This is a genomic window from Chitinophagales bacterium (assembly GCA_041392475.1).
In the GTDB taxonomy this organism is placed as follows: Bacteria; Bacteroidota; Bacteroidia; order Chitinophagales; family UBA2359; genus JAUHXA01.
Genome location: JAWKLZ010000002.1, coordinates 213,532 through 232,496, shown reverse-complemented (window position 1 = coordinate 232,496; position 18,965 = coordinate 213,532). Strand labels below are relative to the sequence as shown.

The window sequence follows — 18,965 nt, the reverse complement described above, 5'->3', positions numbered from 1 at the left end:
GATGGGAAAAGAACTTGCTTGTGGGGTTATGGGGCTTGTGGTTTGTTGGCTTTTGGGGTCGTGTGAACAGGAACTCTTAGATGGAAAGGAACTTGCTTGTGATACTATGGACTTGTTGTTTATTGGTTTTTCGGATTTTTGAATAGGAACTTGTAGAAATTAAATTGTACTTTACTAAACACAAGACCAAAATATAGTGAAGAAAAGTTCTTTTTTATCTAGCAGTTCTTGTTCAAAAGAAAGGAAGTAAAATAATGATACACAAAGATTTAATCTACGACATTGTAAACTGCATTTTTCATGTATATGATGAGTTAGGAAATATTTGGTGGGAGAATGTGTATGAAGAAGCTTTGGTGATTGCGTTGCGAAATAAAGGGATTCAAGTAGCTGCTCAAGAGGAGTATGATGTGTTTTATAAGGAGAAAAAGATAGCTAAGTATAGACCTGATTTGGTGGTGGAAGATAAAGTGATTGTAGAGTTGAAAGCGGTTGGAACATTGACAAATCTTCACAAAGCACAAATTATTTCTTATCTCAAAGGTTTTCAGAAACCTATTGGAATTTTGGTTGATTTTGCAGGACAGAAACTGCAAAGGCAAATTATTCCTAACAAATGCCAACAAGAGGAAGCTTTGCAGAATGTGTTTGATTTTGAGAAAGTGACTATTGCTGAAAAGGAAAAATTGAAAGAGATTTTTGAGGCAGCGGCTGAAGTTTCGCAGGTTTTAGGACCTGGATTTTATGAGGAAATATATCGGAGGGCTTTTTTTCAAGAATTGATAAGCAGGGATTTGTTTTTTGAGACAAAGGATAAAATCAGTGCTGTTTATTGCAATGAGTATTTGGGTGAGAAATGGGTGAATTTCTTCAAGATAGACAGACGAACTTTAGTCGCAATTATTGCTGTTCAAAAAATCACACCTTTACTGAAATCAAGATTTACTCGCTATCTCAAATACATAGGCTGTCAAGATGGTTTGGTTTTTAATTTTAGTGGTATTCGATTGGAGTGCAGTTATTTGAAAAGACCTTGATGTGGGGTTTTGAACAGGAACTGCTAGATAGGAAAAGGAACTTTCATACTTGGCGTACTAACTGAATACTCGTTTCTATCCCATACGAGCAAAGTTCTTTTTCATCTAAGAGTTCTTGTTCAATAAAGTATGTGCAGTCCTTCGATGGGTGCGTTTAATGATTGGGTGAAGGGTACGGATTTGGAAGTGGTGGAGAATCGTAAGGTGGCGGTTGTTGCGGAGAGGATTATGAGGGAGGCTGCTTGGTTGAGGCGTAAAGAGGCTTTGGGACTTTAGTTTGCAAAAAGAAACTTATACTGGTATTTACTTGTTGTAAATCAATCAAAAAGCAAAATAATGAAAGCAACAACCTTAAAAAATGCGGTTCACAATCTACCCCAAATCATTGCTTCTACTATTCAAACAGAGGAAGAAACGGTGATTGTGACTGATGAGGGTTCGGTCGTATTGGTGGAACAGGAAAATTGGAACAGTATGGTCGAAACCCTAAGCCTACTTCAAGACAAACGTTCACTAACTTCTCTCCTTCAATCTATTGAAGCACGTAAAAAAGGGAATCGTCCCATGTCGATTTAATCAAAAAGACCGAATGATTTATGTGGTCTATGAAGAATTGAAGGAAGTAGATGTCACTTCTTTTAGAGGGCATTATGATGACCGTTGATTTAAAAATTCCTCTGAAACTTCAATTTAAAGTTTTGGAGTGAAGGGTACGGATTTAGAGAAGGTGGAGAATTGGGAGGTTCGGGTTGTTGTGGAGAGGATTATGCGGGAGGCTGCTTGGTTGAAGCGTAAAGCTCAATTAGAGATTTAAAGAGTAAAATGATTTATTTTTGAATAGGAAAGACAGCGACTATTCCTATGAAATTGAACATCTTGAATTTTTAGAAGAATTTTAAAATAAAAGGCGAGTAGAGCGGGGAACTGACCAAACAATTCCCTACCCTCTCACAGAACCGTACGTGAACCTCTCGATTCATACGGCTCTTCAGGATTAGAAATAGCAGAGAAATCAAACGCACCGAATCGAACAAGGAACTCTAACGCCGCTGTCAAGCGATTGTCGAACACCCATTCGGAACGATAAAACGAGCTTGGTCTTACGCCTACACTTTGATGAAAGGCAAGCAAAAGGTGAAGGGAGAATTTGGAGGGATATGCTCCGCCTACAATCTGAGGAGAGCAATGTTTATTTTGGACGTAAAAGAGCTAATCAAGCGGCTAAAATGCCGTTTTTCTGTTTTTTGACTGATTTTGGTGCTGAGAGCGTCCACAATCGCACCTATTCGCTACAAATTTTACAATTGTGTGATGCCTTGTAGTGCATGGCGTTGGGAAAAGGTTTATTTTTGGAGGGTTAAAAGTGAGTTATTTCACGAACTGACGTTGGCAATAATATGGAAAACGAAAAAATTAATTGGAAAAGGATAATAGTATTTTTTATTATAGCAGCTGCAATATCCAATATCTTTAGATTTGACATCTTCGAACTTAAATCGGAATTGGAAAAATTACCCCCTTGGATTTTTATATTAACTACTGTTCTCGCTGAAGGCATTGGAGTTATAATTGGTGCTTTAATAATTATTCCTTTTTTAAAAAAACAAAGGAAAACTGAAATATCCTTATTAGGAACTTCAAGGTCAAAAAGTCTCATAATGGCGACTATTCCAATCATTATTCTAACATTAATTGGAGTAAAAAATGACTTTGAAATGAACTATCATATTTATGGACTCATAGCTGCAATTGGAACTTTACTCTATTGTATAATGGAGGAATATGGATGGAGAGGATATTTACAAGAAGAATTGAAAACATTAAAGCCTTGGCAAAAATATATAATAATTGGAGGGATATGGTACTTGTGGCATTTGACCTTTTTGACTAAAGTAAGTGTTGGAGATAATCTTTTTTTTCTATCGATGATGATTCTTGGAAGTTGGGGAATTGGACAAGTAGCTGAATCTACAAAATCTATTATTGCATGTGCCTGTTTCCACATGATTATCCAAATTATGATGTTTAATGCCTTAATCAAAAATGGAATTGACGGAAACGAGAAATTGATAACCTTAGGAGTATCTATAGTTATCTGGTTTACAATTATAAAAAAATGGGAAAAAGAAAATACTATTGCCAATTGATTAGGTACTCCCATAGGTATTGAACTTTAGACAATAAGCCAATCTCCCATTCTTGACCGACTCCAAGCATGCATACCAAAACCTTCAATCTCAACTCACCAAAGCCTTTGAAGAATACAGCACTCATGAAAGATAAGCAAAAGGTAAAGACAGAATTTGGATGGATATGCACAAACGCACATATTCGCTACGATTGTTACAATTGTGTCTTGTGGTGCATGGTGTTGGGAAAAGGTTTATTTTTGGAGGGTAGAAAGTGAGTTATTTCACAGACTGACGTTAGCGGTCAGCAATAAATAAAAAAATGAAAGAAATTGAATCTAAGGTAATTGGTAGATTAATTCAAAATGAAGAATTTGATGATTGGTGGGAAAGTAAGCCAATGCAAATTCCTTTTCTCGAAAATAAAGAATTGAAAATAACATTTATGGATTTTGTTCCAGAGGATGATAAAGAATTTATGGTTGAGGCAGATAATGCATTGGAAAATTTCCTTTCTAAGAAACAGGAAGAAAGGTTAGAACTTTCAGAATTAGTGCATAAAAACTGTATGGAATTTTTAAATACTATTGGATATGATGAAATGGACAAGCCATTGTGGGAGATGAAAAATAAAAACGAGATATGGAAATATGTTTACCCACAAGGCATTTACATAACAAGAAGAAATAGAAGAGATGAAGATATTTATCTGAACATAACATGTGAATGCGAATGGGAGCAAGAGCATGGACTTCAACTTGTATTTAGTGCCTGAACGAAAACAGGCTTTTTTATTAAAAACAGATTAAAAAAAAACATCTATGAGAATGTTTTTTTGAGTTTTGAGGCAATTTCTTTCTAAATTACTGATATACATTGCATTGCGCTCATTTCGGAGCAGACAATCCCCTATGAAATACGTTAAAATCTTATTTATCAACAATTTATAAAGAAAAGCCTATTTTGAAACTCAAGAGGCTTTTTTGAGCTTTCGTTTTTTCGCTTTTTGCAGTTTCTTGGCTTTCGCTTTTTGCTGCTCCATGCACAATCTGCCCAATCGCTTTAAATTGTAAGCCAATACTCCCCATGCCACATATTTCTTGAAGCCATCCAAGCCCTTATCCGCTACTTTATCCAAACCACCCTGTTCCAATTCATTAATATTTGATTCTACTGCACTATGTTTACGCTTATAAGTTTTGTAGTTATCTGCCTATGGTACGCCTCTTTCTCAGCAATAGTTGGTTTTCCTTTTTTAGGCATCACAACTATATCGAATATTTTTTCCATCGCTTCCTTATTTGATTTCAGCCAGAAACCTTTATCAAAACTAATACTATACAATTTGCACTTTTCTTTGAAGCGTTCCTGTAATTCCTTCCCTAATGGAATCACTAAATCCTTATCTTGTTCTTTTACAGCTACTTTGTGATAAACAATAAAGTGAAATTGGTCAGTTACAATCAACACATTATGCCCCAATTCTACATTTGGGTGCGCCTTGCCCTTCTTCAACCACTCCGTTTCAGGTTCAAAAATGGAAAATACCTTTTCCGAATGAGGAATTTGTTCGCCTTGTAGAATACGTCTATCCACCAAATCGATATGTTTTTTTAACATATCTCGATAATATTTCAAGCTTTCTAACTTTGTTGCTAAGTGAGGTTTTGAATCAATTATTTCACTCAAAGCTTCTACTAAATCATTCACTTTCTTTAATAAAGGATAGGTTGCTGCCAAATACTCCTCTGTCGAATCTTGAAGGCGTTTTATATAATTATTACCTTTTCGTTTATGTATTCTTGCTGTAAGCGTATATAATCTTTTTATTTTTTTACGTATTGATTTATAATTACGTAATCCTGATATGTCTACTACGCTTTTTAACAGCTTTATAAAACCAATACATTTATGTACACAATCCCACAATAAACGGATATCGGTTGGAAAATGAATATGACGTTCTACTACAAACGAATCTGCTTTGAGATTCAACTCTAAAATTTTACCTTCCTTTTTTTTTAATTGATGACCTTCATTAACTATTATTTTATTGATTTCATTAAGGTTATCTTCAGTAAGTAAACCAACATTATCTTTAATTGTTTGCAAACAATAATGTTTTACATTCGGTAGATAACCTCTCGTTGCTACACCTAATATCCCTCGAAGTGAATGGTGATTATTCGATAAATCATGTAGATTATCATAATCTATATTTAAATTTAGACGGCAACAACCCAAAACAAATAATTCCCATAAACTCATTCCCAAACGACCCGTCGCTTTTTTTTCTGACAAAATAGCCTCAGATAAAACTTTCAGAACGGCTGTTCGAAGTGCTTCATTCGTGAAAATATGCTGTAATCCTGCTAATAGTTGAGGTAGCTCATGACGGCTTCGCATATCTATTTCTACCTCTCCAATAGGAATCGAATCCAATTGTAATTGTGCTTCAAATTCTTTACGCATCAGATAGTAATACTTTTTTACACGAATCTCATAGACAGACAAATCATCATTTGATTCGTAATTAACATTATACAAATATTGCAATTGCTAAGATAATAATTTCTACTATAAAATTCAAGCAAAAAAAGCTCTTTATTTTAATCAATATCAAATATTTGTGCCTTATCGTTCAAGCACTAGGTAATCAAGAATGTCCAAACCTACCCAATGGGTACAGTTTCCTATGGGTTATTTGCCAATCAAACTTTGGATGGCGGCTATATCTTATCAGGACTTACAATCACAGATTCCGATTCCGACATTTACATAATAAAAATCTCCAATGACGGTTCAAAAGAATGGGAAAAAGTAATAACCCTCTACGATAATGATGCCAGTTCACAAGCAGTTCAATTATCTGGCGGGAATTATTTCATATCTGCAACCTCAAATATTGGTTGGGAAACAGAAAGACTACACAGCTATCTTGGATGAAAATGGGGAGTTTATTCGGGAAAGAAACCAAATCATTCCTTGTTTGCATACTATTCAAACTCCTTTATTGCCTTTGGGAAATGATGAATTTTTAGCATAGCCATGCGATGTGACTCTAATATAGACAACTATTTTAGCCCCTATTTGATGCGTTTCAATAGCATGGGAGATACACTTTGGAGCAAACAATTGACCCCAAGCAATATCATTGCCGACAATGTCTATCCACGAGACCTCAAAAAAACAAGTGATGGAGGATATTTGATGACAGGGCATGCAGACCACACCATAGGCTCTGGTGCAATTCCCTACGGTTGGATTGTCAAAATGGACTCTTTGGGGAATACTTGTTGGGAGTTGGGTTGTGATTCAACGGTGATTATATCCAATATTGAGGAAATAAAAGTTGTTGAAGGTTTGCAGTTGAGTCCCAACCCCACCAAATCCCACCTTCAAATCCAAATCCCCGCTCACTGCACCTCCAAACCTCTTCAACTCCAACTCACCAACATCGAAGGGCGAGTCGTTTTGAAAGAGTGGGTTGAAGATGGAACTCAGGTTGATATTGCAGACTTAGCAGCAGGGATTTACATCGCTACATGGCTGCAAAATGGGCAGGCATTGAAGCGGGAGAAGGTGGTAGTTTTGGAGTAGAGTTTTTGAACAGGAACTGGTAGATAGGAAAGGAACTTTTATTACTGGACTTTTCTCATGCACGAAAAAAAGTATCGACTCATTTAGATGTTCGCAATTTAAGTGCGGGTATTTATTTAGTCACTATCAAGGAAAATGATACGGTGAAGCACACTCAGAAGTTGATAATCACCAAATAATTGTTTCCTTTTTTTATGACAAAATCTTAGGTGAAAAGACATTTTTTTTCATCTAAGATTTTCTTTTTGTTTAATTGATAAAAACCCCATAGTCTATGAAATTCTTTACAATAATCTTCTGCCTAATATTTCTATCAAATTTTTCATTCGCCCAAGAAGTACATTACTTCAACAAAGCAGTTATCAATCAAGAGAGTTTTAATTTTTGTCTTTCAAGTTTTGAAGTTACTGATGGTTTTCTTGTGTTGAATTATGAACAAATGCTACAAGGAGGCGCAATTTATCTAAATTTGTTAAAACTAGATGAATTCGGAAATATTCAATGGAAGAAAAGATTGGGTGAGGTAGCTTTTTTCCCACCAGTTAATACCATGATTCGAGATAAAAAAATCCTAATCATTTTTTGGTATCATACGTAGAGGCTAATGGTATAAATAATTTCCCCTATATAGTTTTGTTAAAATGTACAGAGGAAGGGAATGTTTTGTGGAAGAAGCAGTATCCAAATCCTGACCATATCACACGACCACACAGGCTAATTCATACAAACGATAACGGGTACTTAATTATTGGACGAGAAGGATATATAGATACAGGCTCTATGTTGGCAATTAAAGTTGATAGTATAGGTAATCAAGAATGGTGACACTCAAACCTACCCAATGGGTACAGTTTCCTATGGGTTATTTGCCAATCAAACTTTGGATGGCGGCTATATCTTATCAGGACTTACAATCACAGATTCCGATTCCGACATTTACATAATAAAAATCTCCAATGACGGTTCAAAAGAATGGGAAAAAGTAATAACCCTCTATGACAATGATGCCAGTTCACAGGCAGTTCAATTATCTGACGGGAATTATTTCATATCTGCAACCTCAAATATTGGTTGGGAAACAGAACACTACACAGCTATTTTAGACGCAGATGGAGAGTTTATTCGAGAAAGGAGTCAAATTATTCGCTGTTTGCATACCATTCAAACGCCTTTGCTGCCTATGGGAAATGATGAATTTTTAGCAGGAGCCATGCGATGTGACTCTAATATAGACAACTATTTCAGCCCCTATTTGATGCGTTTCAATAGCATGGGAGATACACTTTGGAGCAAACAATTGACCCCAAGCAATATCATTGCCGACAATGTCTATCCCCGAGATCTCAAAAAAACAAGCGATGGAGGATATTTGATGACAGGTCATGCTGATTTCCGTTTAGGAGAGAATGCGATTCCATACGGTTGGATAGTGAAAATGGATTCTTTGGGGAATACTTGTTGGGAGTTGGGTTGTGATTCAACGGTGATTATATCCAATATTGAGGAAATAAAAGTTGTTGAAGGTTTGCAGTTGAGTCCGAATCCTGCTAAAGATTTTTTGAAATTCCAGATTCCTTCAACTCTTGCTTCTCCTCCAACTCCAACTCACCAACATCGAAGGTCGAGTCGTTTTGAAAGAGTGGGTTGAAGATGGAACTCAGGTTGATATTGCAGACTTAGCAGCAGGGATTTACATTGCTACATGGCTGCAAGACGGGCAGGCATTGAAGCGGGAGAAGGTGGTGGTTTTGGAGTAGAGTTTTTGAACAGGAACTGGTAGATAGGAAAGGAACTTTTATTACTGGACTTTTCTCATGCACGAAAAAAAGTATCGACTCATTTAGATGTTCGCAATTTAAGTGTAGGCATTTATTTAGTCGCTATCAAGGAAAATGATGCGGTGAAGCACACTCAGAAGCTGATAATCACCAAATAATTGTTTCCCTTTTTTTATGACAAAATCTTAGGTGAAAAGACATTTTTTTTCATCTAAGATTTTCTTTTTTCTTCTATTTATAAATACTTTATAGTCTATGAAAACTCCTGAAATCCTCATTATTTTACTATTTCTATCAAATTTCACATTAGCCCAAGAAGTACATTACTTCAACAAAGAAATAACCAATCAAGAAAGCTTTAATTATTGCCTTTCAGGTTTTGAAGCGGAAGATGGTTTTTTGATAGTAAACTATGAACAAATGCTACAAGGAGGAAAAATTTACTTAAATTTATTGAAATTAGATGAATTGGGAAATATACAATGGAAAAAGAAATTAGGAGAAGTAGCTTTTTTCCACCAGTTAATACTATGATTCAAGATATTGAGAATCCAAATCATTTTCTTGTGTCTTATGTTGAAAAATTAAATATAAGTGATACCTATACAATTAATTTACTAAAATTCACAAAAAATGGTATAATTTTATGGGAAAAAAATTCTATAGTATAGAAATAGTAGTTTATTCATACTCATTAATTCATACAGAAGATAATGGATATTTAATATTAGGTTCTGAGGGATATGTGAATCAACGTAGTATGTTTGTTATCAAAGTAGATTATCAAGGAAATCAAGAGTGGTCTCAAACCTACCCTTTGGGCTCTATTTCCTATGGGTTATTTGCCAATCAAACTTTAGACGGAGGTTATATCTTATCAGGGCTTACAATAACAGATTCCGATTCCGACATTTACATAATAAAAATCTCCAATGACGGTTCAAAAGAATGGGAAAAAGTAATAACCCTCTACGATAATGATGCCAGTTCACAAGCAGTTCAATTATCTGGCGGGAATTATTTCATATCTGCAACCTCAAATATTGGTTGGGAAACAGAAAGACTACACAGCTATCTTGGATGAAAATGGGGAGTTTATTCGGGAAAGAAACCAAATCATTCCTTGTTTGCATACTATTCAAACTCCTTTATTGCCTTTGGGAAATGATGAATTTTTAGCAGGAGCCATGCGATGTGACTCTAATATAGACAACTATTTTAGCCCCTATTTGATGCGTTTCAATAGCATGGGAGATACACTTTGGAGCAAACAATTGACCCCAAGCAATATCATTGCCGACAATGTCTATCCACGAGACCTCAAAAAAACAAGTGATGGAGGATATTTGATGACAGGGCATGCAGACCACACCATAGGCCGGTGCAATTCCCTACGGTTGGATTGTCAAAATGGACTCTTTGGGGAATACTTGTTGGGAGTTGGGTTGTGATTCAACGGTGATTATATCCAATATTGAGGAAATAAAAGTTGTTGAAGGTTTGCAGTTGAGTCCGAATCCTGCTAAAGATTTTTGAAATTCCAGATTCCTTCAACTCTTGCTTCTCCCCTCCAACTCCAACTCACCAACATCGAAGGTCGAGTCGTTTTGAAAGAGTGGATAGAAGATGGAACTCAGGTTGATATTGCAGACTTGGCAGCAGGGGTTTACATCGCTACATGGCTGCAAGACGGGCAGGCATTGAAGCGGGAGAAGGTGGTGGTTTTGGAGTGATGAGAAGTCAAGAAAGCCCATCGTATTTCTGCTCAATCGCTTCAATCGGCAATTCTTCTGATGCCGCTTCCAAACTACGAGTAGCAGGTATGACTTCTTCGACTTTTGCCAAAACCTCCAAATATTGTCGGCTGCGGTCAATCGGGATTTCTATCCACATTGGAAGGTGGTCAGAAAGTTGATGGGTGCGCCAATAGGTTTTGTAGTATTTGGCTTTATCGGCTGCGTCTCTTGCTTCACCTCGTGAGTTGGTTTCATAGCTGTCCATATAAGGAATATAAGTAGCTTCATCGGCTTCAGTAAAAACGTGCTGAAAATAGTTGAAAACCCCCGCTTTGATAGGCGTTCCTGCTGCAATGGCATCCAAAAACTCTTGCTTCAATGGAGAACGAAAAGCGATTTGGTCGTAGTGTTTGTCTTGCGGCACATTGCTCGGAAGGTCTTGTAGTTCTTGTGGGATGTAGAAGTTGGCGGCTATTTTTCGGAAAGTATCGTTTGTGGGTTTGAAGATGTTGAAGTCGCCCAACAAAACCATGTTGTTCGACCAAGCTGTTTTTTTGTCGGCTTTTTCAGCCAAAAAATTAGACAACATCTCGGCTTCTGCCACTCTTTCGGGCGGATCGGCAGTGCCTTCACCATAAATCAAATGCACCGTCACCAAAACAAAACACCAACCTGCCTGAAAACCCACCATAAAAGGTGTGCGAGCCAATTGCTGCTGAAGGTTGTGCGTTTCTCCTTCCACTTTTACTTCGGGCAGCACTACTTCGCCTGCCAGACCTCCAAAGGTAACTTTTCGGCTGTCATAGACAAACGCCATGCGCTCTCGATTGCCAGGTCTGCCTTCCGTCACATCCGTAAAAATGACTTTCCACCAACGGCCCAATATTTTCATCAACCGCTGCAATCCCTCCAAATCGTCCCGCACTTCTTGAATGGCTATCAGATCGAAATGCGATACAATTTCGGCGATGTAAAACAGGGCTTCGTCCAAACGTTTGCCGTAAGCTGCGGAGTCAAATTCTCGGATGTTCCAAGTTGCTAAGAGCAAGTTGTCGAAGGTTTTGGAGGGAATTTCTTTTTGCAGTGCGTCTTTGAGTTGCAGCAGTTTCTTTGCAGTACGTGCTTGTTCGGTGGGCGGTTTGTTTTTTATTGGAGGGTAAAAAGGCATGGTGATTTGAGATTTTTTTGGATATTGAAGGTGTTTGTTTGTAACAAGGTATGGATGGGTTTTGTTGTTTTGTTCCAAAAAACTATTGTATCTTTATTGAAAAAGAAGAATGTATCCCATGAAAACTTTCAAATATTGGACCCGACAAGATATTGCAGATGAATTTGGTTTGACCACTGCCCAGAAATGCGAGGCATTGGAGAAATGGCAAAGTATTGAAGTCCAATTGACTGAAAGAGAAGAGGAAACACTGCTGCATCTTCAAGAAAAATTGAAGCAATATGTGGATATTTGGAACGAACAAGAATTGATTATCAAATTTATTTCGTTTATTATTGAGTTAGTGGACTTTGACACCCAACAATTTAAGTCTTTCGCCAACAGAAAATTGAAGGGGAAAATTCAAAAGAAGGAGGTAAGTGGAGAAGTGGATTTGATGATTGCATCGGGTGAATATGAGCCGAATAACCCTATTTTTGTTTGCATGAATACAAAAAGGAAAAAGGGGCAGACAACGATCCTTTGGGGCAATTGTTGATTGCGATGATGACCGCCAGTGCTTTGAACAACAACGTGATGCCAATCTATGGGGCGTATGTGATTGGTCGAAACTGGTTTTTTCTTACTTTGGTCGAAAATCGCTATTGTATCAGTGAAGAATTGGTGGCAACACGAGAGGATGTATTTGAAATTTTGAAGATGATGAAACGCCTGAAAATCCTCATTGAAGAACAAATTTCGGAGAAAAAAGGAGAGTCTGCTCCCAAAAAAGAGTAGCGGTTTGTAAGCTACAAAACCGACCTCCCCATCTCAAACGCCAATCCCAAATACCAATTTCCATTGAAGGGAAATTCATCAATCACCTCCCAACCCAATTTCTGATGCGCTCTCAGTGAGATTTGATTCACCTTGTTGATGAAGGTAATGCCCAAAGGATATTTTTGGACAAATTCGAGTCGCATCGCTTCAAAAAGAGTGTTCAAAATCCTTTTTCCTCGGTATTGAAGGTCAATGCAAACGGCCATATTGAAAACTATTGGAAGTGGTAATCTCCCAATCTTTGAAGGACAAAGTGGGAAATCGGTCGGTCATAAAAGGAAAAATGGGCCATTGCTCAAAATATTTCCAACTGCCTGCAAAAGTGTAGGCAATGATTTGCCCCGCTTTTTCGACCACAAAAATGCCATCTTCTTCAATGATTTCTTCGATTTGAGGAATGGTAAAAGGAGTTGTCACAAAACCTTTTAACCGTTGTGCCTTGCTTAGTTCGCTGTACAGATTCAATTTTTGAAGGGCTAAAATGCCTTCAATGTCAGATGAAGTGCCTAATCTTGCTTGCATATTCTTTTCAAAGCAAGATAACCGATTCCACAACCATCTTCAAATTTTACCGTAAATTGCCTTCAAAAATTTCCGTCATGTTTCAAAAAATACAAACCGCCCTCCAAAAAATCGAACAAACTTACAAGGTCAAAATTCTTTATGCCTGTGAATCGGGCAGTAGAGCGTGGGGATTCCCTTCACCTGATAGCGACTACGATGTGCGGTTCATTTACCTACATCCGATGGATTGGTATTTGTCTATCAACGAACGAACCAATCACATCACCCTTCCTCTTGATGCCGACAACCTCGACATTGTGGGTTGGGATATTCGCAAAGTATTGAATCTGATGCAAAAATCCAATGCTTCGATATTTGCGTGGATGTTGTCGCCTATTGTTTACCACAATCAAAATGGTTTTGTTGAAAAACTGCGAGAGCTTGCCCCTCAATATTTTGCACCAAGAGCAGCTATTCACCACTATCTCGGTTTGACTCGAAAGATTGTCCAGACTGAACTGCAAAGAGATACAGTCAATATCAAAAAGTATTTCTACGTGCTTCGACCTTTGTTGTGCGCCAAATGGATTGCCGAAAAACACGAAGCGCCGCCCATGATGTTCCAAGAAATGTTGCCGCTTCTTCAAGGGAATCGGGAAATGTTGGAGGTGATCGAAGATTTATTGCAGCGAAAAGAACGGGCATTGGAGGGAGAATACATTGAACAAGTGCCTTTGATTCACCAATTTGCAGAAAGAGAATTGGCTCATTTGCATCAAATTGCCAAAGAATTACCCAAAACACAACCCGACAATACGCCCTTGAACGAGTGGTTCAGGACATTATTGAAGGAGTGAACCATGAATCGTACAACAAAAACAGCTTTAGGGCGTTAATAAATACTGAACATCGCGGCGTAAAATCCTTAGCATAACAATTATTTTGATTTAAACTTCCTTCAACAGGAGTAGTCTGTTAATGGCTATTGGTTTCGTAAAGATATTCCTTTAACTTCAAAAAAACACCTAACTATCTGATAAAACAACTACTTAGTATTCAATATTTGAAACAATTTATTTTTACTTAAAATCCTAAATATATATGAAAAATTTCTTGTTTCTCCTACTGTTAGCTATTGGTTGTTCTACCATGATAGTGAGCGCACAGACAGACAAAAGTACAATTGCTACTAATAACAATACAATTACTCCAATAGTAGGCGAATCTTACGAAACCGCAGACGATACCAAACCCAAAAAGGAAAGTTACCGTCCCGAAGCACCTGAAGAACAAGCAGGTAAACCATTGGTCATTGATGGCATTTATGAGCGAACGATTGCGAAAGAACGCAAAATTTTGGCTTATGAAGACATTCGTGAAGCCGATGTTTTTTGGCAAAAGCGAATTTGGCGATTGATTGACACCCGCCAAAAAATGAATCAGATATTTGTAACTCCAAGTCGCCCATTTATCGACATTCTCCTCGATATTACCAAAAAGCACAACGATGCTTACATCTTTACAGATGAAGACTTTACTACTCCAACCAATATCAATGAAGTGGAGCAAACTTTGGGGGTGTTGATACGATTATGGTGATTGACCCTGTGACTTACGAGGAAACTATGCAGGTCGTAACAAACCAGTTTGATTGGACAAGTGTACAAGCTTATCGCCTCAAAGAGGATTGGGTATTTGACGAAGAAAGTTCTCGCATGATTGTTCGTATTCTGGGCATTGCGCCGATTATGGATGTGATTGATGACAATGGCAATTACCGTGGACAGCGATCTATGTTTTGGGCTTATTATCCCAGTTTCCGCAAATACTTGGTCACTCGTGAAACCTTCAACCGCCAAAATGACGGTGTGCGCCTTACTTGGGAAGATGTCTTAGAGGCCCGAATGTTCAGCAGTTTCATTGTCAAAGAATCCAACATTCAAGACCGCCGTATCCAAGATTATTCAACAGGTCGAGATGCGCTCATGGAATCAGAACGCATTAAAAATGAGTTGTTTGAGATGGAACACAATTTGTGGTCTTACTAATGCTCTTCGTTAACAAAAACTTCATCGGATAAGGTTTCTATATCCTCATTCGGTGAAGTTTTTATTTTTATCTTCTCTGCAATACTCATTGTGACAATCAATCAGTTTAGTCAAAGCCATCGCTTCCACTATTTTGCTATGGAACGTCAATAAAATAAGTTCTCGATTTAGACTTTTGAAGTTTTGCTTCAAAGGTTCTCTATTGCAATGAAAATCAATATTCCTCAAAGAGTAAACTTCAAAAGTCTCGACCTTAAATGTGGTATCTATTTTTTTTGCAACTCTATACATTTTAGACTTTGGATGAAAGATTAAAGACATAGGACAAAAAGTTTTAAATCATTGATAGCAAAGGAATTAAGAAAAATTGCATTGAAAATACAATTTGCTTATAACCAAACATTTATTTCTTATGTCTTTCGTTCAAATACATTCTACTACAAGGAAAAACACATTCATAGGTTAAGACTTTACGTCTCTCTAATGATTTTTCTGGATTCATTTAGGTTTTTATTGGTTTCCGCATTGATTGTTTATATTACTTAAACCCACCCCTTACCCCTCCCAAGAGGGGAATTTCCCACTTGGTACAAGTATTCCCCTCCTTGGAGGGGCAGGGTGGGTTGCGATTTATTCCTTTTTAATGTGAAGACCTATAGTTTAGGCCTATTTTTTGACCGTAAAACTATTTCAGGACGGGTCACATCGTCTGAGTCAACCTTTTGCCTACAAAATTCCCACATCATCCCTCCGAATGTGAATCACCTTTCTCTCCTCTTTCGGTCCATTCTCCAACTTCAATACGCCACGAGGACAAACAGCCGCACAAATCCCACAACCGACACAAGAGGCTCGGACAATATTTTGTCCCTTTTGAGCATACGCCCGAACATCTATTCCCATTTCACAATAAGTCGAACAATTGCCGCAAGACATACACTGACCGCCATTGGTCGTGATGCGGAAACGAGAGAAAAAACGCTGCTGTAATCCCAAGACTGCCGCCATCGGACAGCCAAAACGACACCACACTCTATTTCCCATAATCGGATAAAAACCAACGCCTACGACTCCACTAAAAGCTGCTCCAATCAGAAAACCATACCATGAGCGAAGTGTATAACTATCCATAAAAAACACATTGGAACTGCCTGAAAATAAGCCTACAACGGTGAAACCAAGAATCAAAACAGCAATTCCTACGGCAAGATAGCGAATCTTGGGTTTCACCTCCCTCACCACTTCTTTGTTCATCAATGCAACACCTGCCACGAACAGTAAAATAACTGCTACAATACCCACCATTATTTCTTTGGTGATAAAATAGCCTTCGGGATTTTGATGCAAAAAACTATACAATACGGCAATCGTCATCACTGTCACAAATACCAAAACAGAGTGAATCATCCAGCGTTCGATTTTCCAAGCATTCAATGATTTATCCGACAAATGACGGTAAGGGTCGCCCGCAGTTTCTGCCAAACCTCCACAGCCACATACCCACGAACAGTACCAACGTTTGCCATAGAAATAGGTCAAAATCGGGGAAATAACAAAAATCATCACTACTCCAAAAATAAGCATGAACAAACCTACATTGCCGCTCGACAAAAAGCCATTGATGTTCCAATCGTAGAAAAAATAGTAGTTCAATGGCCACATATTTTTGAAGTCGTAGTAGGGATACTTCAATGCTTGCAGCAATTCTGGCAGTAAAAACGCAAAACCCAATTGGAAAAACATAACTGAAATCGTGCGGAGGACTTGGTATTTGTTGTGGCGGTATTTCCAGATAAATTTGAAGCCCATCACCAAAATGGCTATTGTGTAAAGTGTGCCATACATGAACCATTCGCTGGCAGGCGCACCCTTCAAAAACTGACTCAATGGGTCAAACATTCGTATCAATCCCGTATTGGCAGCTCCATCTTTGCCCAATCCCAAGAGCGTTGGATACCAATACAATAAAACATACAATCCTGTGATAACAATCCCAAAAATCCAAGCACTTGCCCCACGACTCGTCATTTGTCCAAACATGACCCCATTGTTTTTGATGCCCGCAGGTCGGGTCTTGTATTTTTGAAGTGAATAAACGACTCCACCGAGAATGAGGCAAGCCATTGAAGCCCACAAAAAAGGTGTAGGATTGGTATTCGCTGCTCCAAATGCGGCAACCATCATTAGCAATAAACCAATTCCAACAACCGCTAAACTGAGTTTTTGGATGATGCCTCGCTCGTGTGAGACATCGGAGGTAATCGCCATACTGATATCTCCTTTGGCTTTATAAAAATCTGGATTGAAATTGAATTCACTCATGTTTTTTTGTGTTGGGGTGTTGGTGTTTTAATGTATTTATGTATTTTGGCGTTTTCAGTTCTGCACCAGTACTTTCCGCTTAAAAATCATATTCCAAAGGCTTTTTTTGCTTTTTACTTCAATGCGTCTGTTCGGAAACTGTTGGTTATACACTTCAATGATGCCGTTTTCGTGTTGGTCATAGATTTCGGGGTCAAAGTTGGCTGCCCTTAGATGCTGCAATACATATTGAAGGTCACGCCCTTCGTGTAGCCATTCTTCACAGACATCGTGGCGGAAACGTATGCCCATCAGATTGAAGCCCACCACTTTTTCGCTTGCCTTTTCATAGACAATTTTGATACACTTTTCACCATCCGAATGTTCCCAATATAGTTGTGCTTCATCTTCCTGCAAGCTATTCAATACCGTTCCATAAGTTTGATATTCAATGTCCATGAACTTTGCAGAGTTGAACCAAATTCGAGGTTGGTACGGTACTTTTTGTCCGCAAATCGTGTGAGCAACCGTTTTGCCTTGAATCCTGCCAATGTACCAAACCGCTTCGATTGGGCGGCGACCTGCTGGCGGATTTCGCAACTGAGCGCAATCACCAATCGCATAGACATCTTCTACATTGGTTTGGAAGTATTCGTCGACCAAAATGCCCTTTTGGGTTTCGATACCACTGTCTTTCAAAAATCCAATATTGGGGTGAACACCAACGGTTAGACCCACAAATTGACAGGGGATTTCTTTGCCGTCTTTGGTCGTAACGGCCCGCACATCGCCGTTTTCATCTGCTAATATTTCGTTGAGTTCGGTTTCCAATTGAAGGTCGACATGGTGTTTGCGGATTTGGCGGTTGATGATTTGGGATTCTTCGGGCGGCAATACAATGTCCCAAAAGCTTTTTTCACGCACCAAAAGGGTGGTGGGAATTCGGCGAGATTGCAGCATTTCGACCATTTCGATGCCAATCAATCCACCTCCTACGACTACTGCGTGTTGTATATTGTTGGTGTTTTTTTCCATTTTCACCAAGTCCTGCATGTTGTAGAGACCTTGTACTTGTGGCAGATCTTGCCCTTTCCATCCGAACTTATTGGAGGCTGAACCTGTGGCCAGAATCAATTTGTCGTATTCGATATTTGTGCCATTTTGAAGTCGGATTTTTCTGTGTTTGGTGTCCACATCTGTGACGTATTCTTGTAGTAGGGCAATGCGATTTTTCTCCCAAAACCAATCTTCATAAGGTTTGGTGTTTTGATAAGTCATGTGTCCCATGTAGATGTACATAAGAGCAGTTCGGGAGTAGAAATACTTGGTTTCGGCAGAAATGACGGTAATGTTGTGGTTGCTCAATTTGCGGATGTAACGTGCGGCGGTGATGCCACTGATTCCATTTCCAATGATGACTATGTGCATAGGCTTCGACTTTGATTGATTAGCTTCCAATTTAGAGATAAACTTTTAATAGTAAATTAATGGTATCGTGATTTTGAAGCTATACCTGTGTTTTTTCTAAACAGAAAGACGGTATTTTCTTGAAAAACTTGCTACGAAAGTAGTTCTAAATTGGTAGCCAGTTTGTCTTTTTATTGACAGAGAAGGTTTGCTCTGATATTGGGATAGGTTTTAATGTATCTAAATTACTGTCAGTGTAATGTAAATATTGATAAAGCAGACAAGTTTTGTTGGGTTTATCTATTTAATTTTTGCTAAATTGCAAATTAATACACTAGTCAAGTAGATTATTCTCCTATTAAATATTGTGTGTATTCAAGATGTGCCGTCTTGATTTACTTCAATGGGTGGGTGAAAATACTTGAGAATCGAATTGTA

Annotated in this window: 31 protein-coding genes; 23 read left to right on the top strand and 8 right to left on the bottom strand. The window is 38.1% G+C overall.

The annotated features are described in order from the left end of the window. Window position 1: 1 nt before the first annotated feature. The 9 genes from R3E32_14500 (at window position 2) to R3E32_14460 (ending at window position 3,941) form a co-directional block, all read left to right on the top strand. Window positions 2-142, top strand: a complete 141-nt coding sequence (locus tag R3E32_14500; protein ID MEZ4885941.1) for a hypothetical protein — start codon at window positions 2-4, stop codon at window positions 140-142. Between the two features lie 112 nt (window positions 143-254). After that, complete coding sequence (locus R3E32_14495; GenBank protein ID MEZ4885940.1) at window positions 255-1,037, top strand: GxxExxY protein; 783 nt, start codon at window positions 255-257, stop codon at window positions 1,035-1,037. A 129-nt stretch (window positions 1,038-1,166) separates the two neighbouring features. Next, entirely contained in the window at window positions 1,167-1,313 is a 147-nt protein-coding gene (locus R3E32_14490; GenBank protein MEZ4885939.1) for a hypothetical protein, read from the top strand. A gap of 60 nt (window positions 1,314-1,373) precedes the next feature. After that, window positions 1,374-1,613: a hypothetical protein gene (locus R3E32_14485; GenBank protein MEZ4885938.1), complete on the top strand. Its 240-nt coding sequence runs from the start codon at window positions 1,374-1,376 to the stop codon at window positions 1,611-1,613. Beyond that, window positions 1,573-1,701, top strand: coding sequence for a hypothetical protein (locus R3E32_14480; GenBank protein MEZ4885937.1), 129 nt, complete (start codon window positions 1,573-1,575; stop codon window positions 1,699-1,701). The genes R3E32_14485 and R3E32_14480 overlap by 41 nt, the downstream gene beginning before the upstream one ends. Before the next feature lie 430 nt (window positions 1,702-2,131). Next, window positions 2,132-2,359 carry a hypothetical protein gene (locus tag R3E32_14475; GenBank protein ID MEZ4885936.1) on the top strand — a complete coding sequence of 76 codons (228 nt, stop codon included), beginning with the start codon at window positions 2,132-2,134 and terminating at the stop codon, window positions 2,357-2,359. A gap of 75 nt (window positions 2,360-2,434) precedes the next feature. After that, window positions 2,435-3,184, top strand: a complete 750-nt coding sequence (locus R3E32_14470; GenBank protein ID MEZ4885935.1) for a CPBP family intramembrane glutamic endopeptidase — start codon at window positions 2,435-2,437, stop codon at window positions 3,182-3,184. Between the two features lie 68 nt (window positions 3,185-3,252). After that, window positions 3,253-3,444, top strand: coding sequence for a hypothetical protein (locus tag R3E32_14465; GenBank protein MEZ4885934.1), 192 nt, complete (start codon window positions 3,253-3,255; stop codon window positions 3,442-3,444). A gap of 44 nt (window positions 3,445-3,488) precedes the next feature. Further along, window positions 3,489-3,941, top strand: a complete 453-nt coding sequence (locus tag R3E32_14460; protein ID MEZ4885933.1) for a hypothetical protein — start codon at window positions 3,489-3,491, stop codon at window positions 3,939-3,941. Window positions 3,942-4,136: 195 nt separating this feature from the next. Here R3E32_14460 and R3E32_14455 read toward each other — a convergent pair whose 3' ends face one another. Both R3E32_14455 and R3E32_14450 read right to left on the bottom strand, forming a co-directional pair. Further along, a complete protein-coding gene (locus tag R3E32_14455; protein MEZ4885932.1) occupies window positions 4,137-4,319 on the bottom strand; it encodes a hypothetical protein in 183 nt (60 codons plus the stop codon). 17 nt (window positions 4,320-4,336) lie between these two features. Then, window positions 4,337-5,638, bottom strand: coding sequence for an ISNCY family transposase (locus tag R3E32_14450; protein ID MEZ4885931.1), 1,302 nt, complete (start codon window positions 5,636-5,638; stop codon window positions 4,337-4,339). A 207-nt stretch (window positions 5,639-5,845) separates the two neighbouring features. Between R3E32_14450 and R3E32_14445 the strand changes: the two genes are divergently transcribed. From R3E32_14445 to R3E32_14405, 9 genes are all read left to right on the top strand, one after another. After that, a complete protein-coding gene (locus tag R3E32_14445; GenBank protein MEZ4885930.1) occupies window positions 5,846-6,112 on the top strand; it encodes a hypothetical protein in 267 nt (88 codons plus the stop codon). Window positions 6,113-6,214: 102 nt separating this feature from the next. Next, the gene (locus tag R3E32_14440) at window positions 6,215-6,766 is read left to right on the top strand and encodes a T9SS type A sorting domain-containing protein (GenBank protein MEZ4885929.1); all 552 of its coding nucleotides are present in this window, start codon (window positions 6,215-6,217) and stop codon (window positions 6,764-6,766) included. 274 nt (window positions 6,767-7,040) lie between these two features. Next, window positions 7,041-7,364 (top strand): hypothetical protein, encoded by a 324-nt coding sequence (locus R3E32_14435; GenBank protein ID MEZ4885928.1) that lies wholly within the window; start codon window positions 7,041-7,043, stop codon window positions 7,362-7,364. Between the two features lie 243 nt (window positions 7,365-7,607). Further along, the gene (locus R3E32_14430) at window positions 7,608-8,414 is read left to right on the top strand and encodes a hypothetical protein (GenBank protein ID MEZ4885927.1); all 807 of its coding nucleotides are present in this window, start codon (window positions 7,608-7,610) and stop codon (window positions 8,412-8,414) included. Beyond that, window positions 8,398-8,523: a hypothetical protein gene (locus tag R3E32_14425; GenBank protein MEZ4885926.1), complete on the top strand. Its 126-nt coding sequence runs from the start codon at window positions 8,398-8,400 to the stop codon at window positions 8,521-8,523. Before R3E32_14430 ends, R3E32_14425 begins: the two co-directional genes overlap by 17 nt. A 276-nt stretch (window positions 8,524-8,799) precedes the next feature. Continuing rightward, window positions 8,800-9,078, top strand: a complete 279-nt coding sequence (locus tag R3E32_14420; protein MEZ4885925.1) for a hypothetical protein — start codon at window positions 8,800-8,802, stop codon at window positions 9,076-9,078. A gap of 112 nt (window positions 9,079-9,190) precedes the next feature. After that, window positions 9,191-9,628: a hypothetical protein gene (locus R3E32_14415; GenBank protein MEZ4885924.1), complete on the top strand. Its 438-nt coding sequence runs from the start codon at window positions 9,191-9,193 to the stop codon at window positions 9,626-9,628. Beyond that, window positions 9,522-9,995 carry a hypothetical protein gene (locus R3E32_14410; protein ID MEZ4885923.1) on the top strand — a complete coding sequence of 158 codons (474 nt, stop codon included), beginning with the start codon at window positions 9,522-9,524 and terminating at the stop codon, window positions 9,993-9,995. Before R3E32_14415 ends, R3E32_14410 begins: the two co-directional genes overlap by 107 nt. Before the next feature lie 81 nt (window positions 9,996-10,076). Beyond that, entirely contained in the window at window positions 10,077-10,277 is a 201-nt protein-coding gene (locus R3E32_14405) for a T9SS type A sorting domain-containing protein (GenBank protein MEZ4885922.1), read from the top strand. 7 nt (window positions 10,278-10,284) lie between these two features. Here R3E32_14405 and R3E32_14400 read toward each other — a convergent pair whose 3' ends face one another. Next, window positions 10,285-11,448 (bottom strand): endonuclease/exonuclease/phosphatase family protein, encoded by a 1,164-nt coding sequence (locus tag R3E32_14400; GenBank protein ID MEZ4885921.1) that lies wholly within the window; start codon window positions 11,446-11,448, stop codon window positions 10,285-10,287. Between the two features lie 118 nt (window positions 11,449-11,566). Between R3E32_14400 and R3E32_14395 the strand changes: the two genes are divergently transcribed. Further along, window positions 11,567-11,986 (top strand): hypothetical protein, encoded by a 420-nt coding sequence (locus R3E32_14395; GenBank protein MEZ4885920.1) that lies wholly within the window; start codon window positions 11,567-11,569, stop codon window positions 11,984-11,986. Then, window positions 11,929-12,225: a hypothetical protein gene (locus tag R3E32_14390; GenBank protein MEZ4885919.1), complete on the top strand. Its 297-nt coding sequence runs from the start codon at window positions 11,929-11,931 to the stop codon at window positions 12,223-12,225. The genes R3E32_14395 and R3E32_14390 overlap by 58 nt, the downstream gene beginning before the upstream one ends. A gap of 11 nt (window positions 12,226-12,236) precedes the next feature. Here R3E32_14390 and R3E32_14385 read toward each other — a convergent pair whose 3' ends face one another. Next, window positions 12,237-12,473, bottom strand: a complete 237-nt coding sequence (locus R3E32_14385; protein MEZ4885918.1) for a hypothetical protein — start codon at window positions 12,471-12,473, stop codon at window positions 12,237-12,239. Beyond that, the gene (locus R3E32_14380) at window positions 12,457-12,789 is read right to left on the bottom strand and encodes a hypothetical protein (protein ID MEZ4885917.1); all 333 of its coding nucleotides are present in this window, start codon (window positions 12,787-12,789) and stop codon (window positions 12,457-12,459) included. Before R3E32_14380 ends, R3E32_14385 begins: the two co-directional genes overlap by 17 nt. A 77-nt stretch (window positions 12,790-12,866) precedes the next feature. On the opposite strand from R3E32_14380, the gene R3E32_14375 reads away from it, so the two are divergent. The 3 genes from R3E32_14375 to gldN all read left to right on the top strand — a co-directional run bounded on the left by R3E32_14375 (window position 12,867) and on the right by gldN (window position 14,819). Further along, window positions 12,867-13,628, top strand: coding sequence for a nucleotidyltransferase domain-containing protein (locus R3E32_14375; GenBank protein MEZ4885916.1), 762 nt, complete (start codon window positions 12,867-12,869; stop codon window positions 13,626-13,628). Window positions 13,629-13,872: 244 nt separating this feature from the next. Continuing rightward, the gene (locus tag R3E32_14370; protein MEZ4885915.1) at window positions 13,873-14,370 is read left to right on the top strand and encodes a hypothetical protein; all 498 of its coding nucleotides are present in this window, start codon (window positions 13,873-13,875) and stop codon (window positions 14,368-14,370) included. Next, complete coding sequence (gldN, locus tag R3E32_14365; protein MEZ4885914.1) at window positions 14,364-14,819, top strand: gliding motility protein GldN; 456 nt, start codon at window positions 14,364-14,366, stop codon at window positions 14,817-14,819. Before R3E32_14370 ends, gldN begins: the two co-directional genes overlap by 7 nt. A gap of 45 nt (window positions 14,820-14,864) precedes the next feature. On the opposite strand, the gene R3E32_14360 is transcribed toward gldN, so the two are convergent. The 3 genes from R3E32_14360 to R3E32_14350 all read right to left on the bottom strand — a co-directional run bounded on the left by R3E32_14360 (window position 14,865) and on the right by R3E32_14350 (window position 18,548). Beyond that, on the bottom strand, window positions 14,865-15,140 hold the full coding sequence (locus tag R3E32_14360) for a hypothetical protein (protein MEZ4885913.1): 276 nt from the start codon (window positions 15,138-15,140) through the stop codon (window positions 14,865-14,867). Window positions 15,141-15,545: 405 nt separating this feature from the next. Beyond that, on the bottom strand, window positions 15,546-17,141 hold the full coding sequence (locus tag R3E32_14355) for a 4Fe-4S binding protein (GenBank protein MEZ4885912.1): 1,596 nt from the start codon (window positions 17,139-17,141) through the stop codon (window positions 15,546-15,548). A gap of 54 nt (window positions 17,142-17,195) precedes the next feature. Next, entirely contained in the window at window positions 17,196-18,548 is a 1,353-nt protein-coding gene (locus R3E32_14350) for an FAD-dependent oxidoreductase (protein MEZ4885911.1), read from the bottom strand. Between the last annotated feature and the right edge of the window lie 417 nt (window positions 18,549-18,965).